Raw genomic sequence first — 7,255 nt, forward strand, 5'->3', positions numbered from 1 at the left:
ATGTTCAATTTTCTCGTCAAGACCAGCCTCAACAACCGCCTGATCGTACTTGCGGCGGCGGCCTTGCTCGTCGTTTGGGGCACTCTCGCATTGCGCACGCTACCAGTTGATGTGTTCCCGGACCTGAATAAACCGACCGTCACCATCATGACCGAGGCGGAAGGGCTGGCGCCGCCGGAAGTCGAGCAGCTCGTCGGCTATCCGATCGAAACGGCCTTGAACGGCATTCCCGGCGTGACGCGCGTGCGATCGGTGGCAGGAATTGGCCTTTCCATCGTGTACGCTGAGTTCGATTGGGGCACGGATATCTACCGCAACCGCCAGCAAGTGGCCGAACGGCTCGCAAGTATTGCATCGCAGCTCCCATCCGGCATCGCCCCGCAGATGGGCCCCGTGTCCTCCATCATGGGCGAAATCATGCTGATTGCCGTCACGGGGGGCGATAAGGCTGATCCAATGACCGTGCGCGAGACGGCGGACTTCGTCATCCGGCCGCGCTTGCTGTCTATCTCCGGCATCAGTCAGGTCATCCCGATCGGCGGCCAGGTTCGCCAGTTTCGCGTAACGCCCAACATAGCGGCCCTCGCGTCCCTCGACATCGCGGTGGAAGACATCGAGCGCGCGATCCGCGCCTTCGGCGCCAACACGGGCGGCGGGTTCGTCGATCAGCACGACCGCGAGTTTCTGATCCGGAATCTCGGGCGCACGACCGACCTTGAAGACTTGCGCAGTGTGGTTGTGGCCACGAAGCAGGATCAACCCGTTTTCCTGCGCCAGGTGGCGGAAGTCGCCTACGCGGCGCGCGTTAAGCGCGGCGATGCTGGCTTCAACGGCGCACCGGCCGTCATTATCTCAGTTCAGAAGCAGCCCGGCGCCGATACCGTCAAACTGACCGGTGAGGTCGAGTCGGCACTGGCTGAAATCGGCAAGAACCTGAGCAATGGCGTCACAGTCGATCAGATTTTATTCCGGCAGGCGGATTTCATCACGACCTCCGTCGGCAATGTCAAAAACGTGCTGATGGAAGCGGCCATCGTTGTGGCCGTGATCCTGTTCCTGTTTTTGCTGAATGTGCGGACGACCCTGATATCGCTGACCGCGATTCCGCTCTCGCTTCTGATCACGGTTCTGATCTTCAAGGCCTTCGGCTTGTCGATCAACACGATGACGCTGGGCGGCCTTGCAATTGCCATCGGCGAGCTGGTCGATGATGCGGTCGTCGACGTCGAGAACATCTTCCGGCGCTTGCGGGAGAACCGCGCCAAGGCCAAGCCAAGACCCTTGCTCCAGGTGGTGGCCGACGCCAGCATCGAGGTTCGCTCCGGCATCGTCTATGCGACCTTCATCATTGTGCTGGTGTTTATTCCGCTCTTTGCCCTCTCGGGCATCGAAGGACGGCTCTTCGCCCCGCTCGGCGTGGCCTACATTGTCTCGATCCTGGCGAGCTTGGTGGTCTCCATCACAATTACGCCCGTCCTAGCCTCCTATTTTCTGGGCGGAGCCAAGCAGCTCGACCATCACGACGGGGCGATGTTGCGGGTCCTGAAGCGCGGCAACGAGCGTCTGCTGCATTGGGCCTTCCGGCATGCAAAAGCGATCATTGCAACCATCGCTGTCGCGGTTCTTATCGCCGGTGCGGCGGCCTCCGCCCTGCCGCGCGCGTTCCTGCCCTCGTTCAACGAGGGCACGCTCACGATTAGCATGACCTTCAATCCGGGCATCTCGCTCGAAGAAAGCGACCGGATCGGGCTGATTGCGGAAAAGCTCCTGACTGAAGTGCCGGAAGTCAAAACTGCAGGACGTCGGACGGGCCGCGCCGAACTCGACGAGCATGCCGAAGGCGTGCATTCGAGCGAAATCGACGTCGATCTGGAAAAATCGGAGCGCACGCGCGAAGCCATCCTCTCCGACGTGCGCGCGAAACTCACCGTGCTTCCGGCGACCATCAATGTCGGCCAGCCGATCTCGCACAGGCTTGACCACCTCCTCTCCGGCGTTCGGGCGGAAATCGCTCTCAAGATCTATGGTGATGACATCGACACGCTGCGCAGTCTTGCGGAAACGTTGCGCTCGAAGCTGTCCGGTATCGACGGTCTGGTCGATCTTCAGACCGAAAAGCAGGTTCTTATCCCGCAGCTTGAAATCCGCGTCGACCCAGACCGGGCGGCTCTGTTTGGCGTCACCCCTGCGGCCGTCACGGAAGCGCTTGAAAGCCTTTCCAACGGCCGCACCGTCTCCACCGTCATCGACGGGGCCAAGCGCTTCGATGTGGTAATGCGGCTGTCCGAGGCCGACCGCACGACGGCAGGCTTGAGCGAGCTTCTGATCGAGACCCCTAGGGGCCGGGTCCCCCTCAACCGGATCGCTACCGTCGAGGAAACCGAAGGGCCCAACCAGATCGCGCGTGAAAATGGTCGCCGCCGGATTGTCGTGCTCGCCAATACCGATGGCTCCGACATGGCGGGGATTGTCACACGCATCCGCGAGGTCATCGCGGCCACGCCATTGCCGAGTGGCTATTCGACAAGTCTTGAGGGGACGTTCCAGGCGCAGGAAGAGGCCTCGCAGCTCATCCTGGGCCTGTCGCTGATCTCGCTCGCCTCGATCTTCATCGTCCTCTACAGCCGCTATCGCTCAGCCGTTCTCGCGCTCATCATTATGGGCAACGTGCCGCTCGCCTTTATAGGAAGCGTCTTAGCCCTGTGGATCGCGGACCAGCCACTATCCGTCGCCTCGATGATCGGCTTCATCACGCTGACAGGCATCAGCGCGCGCAACGGTATTCTGAAAATAAGTCACTACATCAATCTTGTGCTGCATGAGAGCGAAAGCTTCGGTGAGAAGCTTGTCGTGCGCGGGAGTTTGGAGCGGCTGACGCCGGTCCTGATGACCGCTCTATCGGCGGGTATGGCGCTGGTTCCTTTGCTCTACGGAGCAGACGCACCGGGCAAGGAAATTCTGCACCCGGTCGCCGTCACGATTTTCGGCGGCCTCATCAGCGCAACGCTGCTCGATACCATACTGACCCCGATCCTGTTCCTGAAATTTGGTGCGCCCGCCGTGAAGCGGCTCGCCGAAAGCCGTCCGCCTGTGGCGAGCGGAGAAATCGTAGAAGCCTACTAACCCAAAGGACAATACTCATGAAAATAGTATCGAAACTGACACCCTGGCTTCTCGCCGCTGCGCTGGCTGTAACGCTTCCACTTGGAGCAACGGCCCATGAGGCGACCAAAGGCCCGAATGGCGGCGCACTCATCGACGTCGAGGGTCATCACGTCGAGTTTGTACCCTCAGCGGGAGAGCTGGCCTTTTATCTGACAGGTGAGAAAGACGCGCCGATAGCGTCGGCGGGCGCAAAAATGAAGGCCATCGTCCAGGATCAGGGCAAGACAGCGCAAATAGATTTGGCCCCCGCCGAACCGAACAAGCTGGTCGGCAAGTTAGCAACACCACTTTCTCCGGGTGCGAAGGTTGTCGTGACGGGCACACTGGCAGATGGGCACAACCTGCAGGCACGGTTCGAGACCCCATGATCTCTCAAACGGCGAAATCGCCTATCGTCGTTTTACTGATCGCTGGAGGCCCGCTCGGCAATTGTGTCGCAAACCGCCTTGCCGAGCGGTTCAAAAACTTGACCGTTATTCAAGAAGAGCCCGAACGGAAATGGGATATCGTGCGTCGACGAGCGCGGTTTCTGGGCTGGGGGGCTGCGATCGGCCAGGCAGCGTTCGGCGTCGTCTACAAGCTCGGCGAGTCAAAGCACAAACTACGGCGTCAACGCGTGCTTTCCGACGCTGGATTGTTGCCTACGTTGCGACCCGATTTGAATGTACAGCACGTGTCATCGGTTAACGGACCCGACTGCCAGGCTTTGCTTACAAATCTCGCAGTCTACGGAACTCGATTAATTAAACCCAAACTTATGGAAAAAGTCGCGGCACCCTTTATCAACTACCACGCCGGCATAACCCCCAAATATCGCGGCCAGCATCCTGCCTACTGGGCGCTGGCCGCCGCGGATCGAAGCCGGGCAGGCGTAACTATTCACCTGGTCGATGACGGCGTCGATACAGGAAAAGTTCTTGCTCAGAGAACGGTCAGGTTCTCGGAGCAAGACACCATATGGACGTACCAATGGGTACAGCTCGCCGAGGCGCTGCCGCTGCTTGAGGATGCCATTGATAACTGGGCGGCCGCCCATGAGACGGTCACTGAAACCGACGTTTCGTCGCAGCTGTACTTTCCGCCAACAATATGGACGTATGTTCGCAATGGTCTGCGCAGCGGCGTCTGGTAGCTACATCATCGCGTGAGCGGTTGCCCAAACTGCCGGAACTCGCGCAGCAGAGACTCAATGATGGCGCATCAATTTTTCTCAGTTGACCACATCTTGAGTTCGCTGATTTCGCGTTTTTGGTCGGCGATCATCTTTTCGGCCATTGCCTTGAGCTTAGGATCCTTCCCGCTCGTGACGTACGTTTGCGCCATCTCGATCGCGGCCTGGTGGTGGATCGACATCATCATCGCGAAGTGAGCGTCCGGATCGCCGCTTGGCTTCATGGCGTCCATCTTTTTATTCATGGACTGCATTGCCTGTTCGTATCCGCCGCTTGCATCCCGACCCATGGTATGATCTTCGGCTGCATAGGCCAAAGAGATGGACGAAAGCAGAGCCGCGGCGAGAATTGTTTTTTTCATGATTTGTTCCTTTGAGTACGTTGCTACTCAACCTACTCTTGGGCGAGACATAAGTTCCAACAGTGGACTTGTACCGATTGGACTTGTACCGGATGCCTAGCCCAGACAGATCACGCTTAGGCGCATTACTCAGTTGCGTAGACCGGGGCGGGCTCTCCACCGCCGGTAATGGAGAGAATTTCGAAGGGTGCTGCCTTCTCCCCGCTCATGCCGGGCGAACCTTCCGGCATCCCCGGCAACGAAATGCCCTTGATGGCCGGCTTTTCGGAAAGCAAGCGCTTGATCGCTCCGACGGGCACATGGCCTTCGATCGCGTAGCCGTCGATGACCGTAGTATGGCAGCCCTCGAGATCGTCGCGCACGCCAAACCTGTGCTTGATCACGGTCATGTTGGGAAGCGCATAAACTGTCACGCTAAACCCGTTGGCGTTGAGATAGTCGGCATACTTGTCGCAACATGTGCATCCCGCGTTCTTGAAAAGGGTGGCCGGGATTTTGTCCTCGGCAACAGCGCTTGTTGCGAGCACGACGAAGAAGGCGAAGGCAAGCGTTTGTCTGATCATGTTGCTACGCTCCTGTACTGACGTTGGACTCAGGGCTCCAATCCCAGAGTCTGGATGACATCGGACCGGCCGCGCTCGACGGCGACGCGGGCAGAAGCCCGCGTCAGATCGGCCTCGTAAAGCTGCAGCCGCGCGCGGATGACGTCGTTGAACGTCGTTTGACCGGTCTGTTGCGCGTCCTCGGTCAGCTTCAAGACAGCCGCGAGATCGGCACGGCGGGCTTCGAGCCCGGAGAGCTGCTTTCGGGCCCCATCAAGCCTGGCGCGAGCTTGAGCGACATCGCCCCCGACCTCCCGCTCGGCAAGAGCAAGCTCCTCCTGGGCTACGACGACCTCGGCGGCGGCCGCGGCCCGTTTGGGTTCATTGACCGCGTCATAGGAGAAGGGAATCTTGAAACGGACACCCAGCGAGGTGACGTTCGGCTCGGCCGAGGTATCGGTGTTGTTATTGGCAAAGGCACTGAGCTCGGGGCGCTCGCGATCCACGGTCCAGGTGAGCTGCTCGTCCGCGAGCGCTTTCTCGGTGGCGGCGCGGCGTAGGACGATGCGTGGGTGATTGGCTGGGGTCGCACCGCTCCTCTCGCTCTCTCCAAAGCCCGCGGGTGCCTCGAAGCCGGTCAGCACGCCGAACGCGATCCGCGCCTGATTGAGCTCGCTGCGTATTCCGTCCAGAGAGACTTCGGCATCGCGCGCGTCCGCGTCGGCGAGCTTGGTCTCCACCAACTCGACCTGACCGGCCCCGGCCTGCTCGCGCAAACTCTTGGCAAGAGTTGCGGCCGTCGACCGCCGGCGTTCGGCGACTGCGACCCTCTCTCGGGCTTCCGCGACCATCCAGTAGGTCTCCCGTACGCGCTTTGCGACCTCGAGCCTTCTAGCTCGGATCTCAGCTTCCAGCCGCTCGCCTTCGGTCAGGGCTGCCGCCAGGCTCGCACCCCGCTCACCGCGCAGCCAGATCGGGATACCGAATTCCGCTTCGTACTCACGCGTGCCGCGGTCGTGGGTCAGTGCATCGGTGCGGTGCATGACGGTGGCCCAGGGACCGCCGGGCAACAGAGCATCAGCAGCACGTGTGCGGGCATCGATTTCGGCTCTACGGGCAACGAGGGCCGGGATTTCTGGGGTGCGCAGGCAAGCCGCCTCGAAGGCCGCCCTCAATTCGGAGGCTTGTGCCGCCGAGGCGAGTCCGAACGTCACCGCCGCCGTCATCAGAAGCATCGCGATGCGCATGCCACTATCCCCCATCTTCGACTGTTCGAAGCGACCAACCTGCATCCCTTCCGCAGCGGCGACCCAAGAAAAACGAATCAGTGCCCAATCATAGGCAACCCTGATTGGGTGTCGCCGGCGCTCACGTCTTACCCAACGCCTCATCATGCTACGCCCTCAGCTTGCGCGACCTCAGGGGTGGCCGTCCTGGGCAGGCGGTAGCCCTTGACCAGGGCGTAGATGGCCGGAATGACCAAGAGGGTGAGCACGGTCGAGGACACCATGCCGCCGATCATGGGCACGGCGATGCGCTGCATAACCTCGGAGCCGGTGCCGTGGCTCCACAGAATCGGCAAGAGGCCGGCCATGATGGCGATCACGGTCATCATCTTGGGCCGCACGCGCTCGACCGCGCCCTCCATGATGGCGTCGTAGAGATCGGAGCGTGTCAACGCTCGGCCCGATAAGACGGCTTGGTCGCGTTTATGCTGCCAGGCGTGGTCCAGATAAATCAGCATAATCACGCCGGTTTCGGCGGCGACTCCGGCCAGTGCAATGAAGCCGACCGCCACCGCGACGCTCAGATTGAAATTGAGCCACCACATCAGCCAGAGGCCGCCAACAAGGGCGAACGGCAGCGAGAGCATGACGATCAGCGTCTCGGTCACGCGCTGAAAATTAAGGTAGAGCAGCAGGAGGATAATCACGAGCGTCAGCGGCACGACGATCATAAGCCGCGCCTTGGCGCGCTCGTAGTATTCGAACTGACCGCTCCACACCGCACGGTAG

Annotated in this window: 7 protein-coding genes; 3 read left to right on the forward strand and 4 right to left on the reverse strand. The window is 60.5% G+C overall.

Annotated features, from left to right (window positions below; all coding sequences use genetic code 11):
* From K2Y42_RS20805 to K2Y42_RS20815, 3 genes are read left to right on the forward strand one after another with little or no spacing between them, the layout of a single operon-like run.
* On the forward strand, positions 1 to 3,123 hold the full coding sequence (locus K2Y42_RS20805; protein WP_291156574.1) for an efflux RND transporter permease subunit: 3,123 nt from the start codon (positions 1 to 3) through the stop codon (positions 3,121 to 3,123).
* Positions 3,124 to 3,140: 17 nt separating this feature from the next.
* Complete coding sequence (locus tag K2Y42_RS20810; protein WP_291156577.1) at positions 3,141 to 3,533, forward strand: hypothetical protein; 393 nt, start codon at positions 3,141 to 3,143, stop codon at positions 3,531 to 3,533.
* Positions 3,530 to 4,297 (forward strand): formyl transferase, encoded by a 768-nt coding sequence (locus K2Y42_RS20815; protein WP_291156580.1) that lies wholly within the window; start codon positions 3,530 to 3,532, stop codon positions 4,295 to 4,297. Before K2Y42_RS20810 ends, K2Y42_RS20815 begins: the two co-directional genes overlap by 4 nt.
* 68 nt (positions 4,298 to 4,365) lie before the next feature.
* Here K2Y42_RS20815 and K2Y42_RS20820 read toward each other — a convergent pair whose 3' ends face one another.
* The 4 genes from K2Y42_RS20820 to K2Y42_RS20835 form a co-directional block, all read right to left on the reverse strand.
* The gene (locus tag K2Y42_RS20820; RefSeq protein ID WP_291156583.1) at positions 4,366 to 4,698 is read right to left on the reverse strand and encodes a DUF305 domain-containing protein; all 333 of its coding nucleotides are present in this window, start codon (positions 4,696 to 4,698) and stop codon (positions 4,366 to 4,368) included.
* A 125-nt stretch (positions 4,699 to 4,823) separates the two neighbouring features.
* Positions 4,824 to 5,261, reverse strand: coding sequence for a DUF411 domain-containing protein (locus K2Y42_RS20825; RefSeq protein ID WP_291156585.1), 438 nt, complete (start codon positions 5,259 to 5,261; stop codon positions 4,824 to 4,826).
* A gap of 29 nt (positions 5,262 to 5,290) precedes the next feature.
* A complete protein-coding gene (locus tag K2Y42_RS20830) occupies positions 5,291 to 6,487 on the reverse strand; it encodes a TolC family protein (RefSeq protein WP_291156588.1) in 1,197 nt (398 codons plus the stop codon).
* Positions 6,488 to 6,630: 143 nt separating this feature from the next.
* Positions 6,631 to 7,255 (reverse strand): efflux RND transporter permease subunit (locus tag K2Y42_RS20835; protein WP_291156590.1); only part of this gene is annotated, 625 nt, incomplete at its 5' end.

Origin of the sequence: Hyphomicrobium sp., from assembly GCF_019744875.1 — a bacterium.
In the GTDB taxonomy this organism is placed as follows: domain Bacteria; phylum Pseudomonadota; class Alphaproteobacteria; order Rhizobiales; family Hyphomicrobiaceae; genus Hyphomicrobium_C.

What these genes read in the sequence shown, in the direction of transcription:
- K2Y42_RS20805 (WP_291156574.1), top strand. Translation starts at nt 1, where the DNA reads ATGTTCAATTTTCTCGTCAAGACCAGCCTCAACAACCGCCTGATCGTA.
- K2Y42_RS20810 (WP_291156577.1), top strand. Translation starts at nt 3,141, where the DNA reads ATGAAAATAGTATCGAAACTGACACCCTGGCTTCTCGCCGCTGCGCTG.
- K2Y42_RS20815 (WP_291156580.1), top strand. Translation starts at nt 3,530, where the DNA reads ATGATCTCTCAAACGGCGAAATCGCCTATCGTCGTTTTACTGATCGCT.
- K2Y42_RS20820 (WP_291156583.1), bottom strand. Translation starts at nt 4,698, where the DNA reads ATGAAAAAAACAATTCTCGCCGCGGCTCTGCTTTCGTCCATCTCTTTG.
- K2Y42_RS20825 (WP_291156585.1), bottom strand. Translation starts at nt 5,261, where the DNA reads ATGATCAGACAAACGCTTGCCTTCGCCTTCTTCGTCGTGCTCGCAACA.
- K2Y42_RS20830 (WP_291156588.1), bottom strand. Translation starts at nt 6,487, where the DNA reads ATGCGCATCGCGATGCTTCTGATGACGGCGGCGGTGACGTTCGGACTC.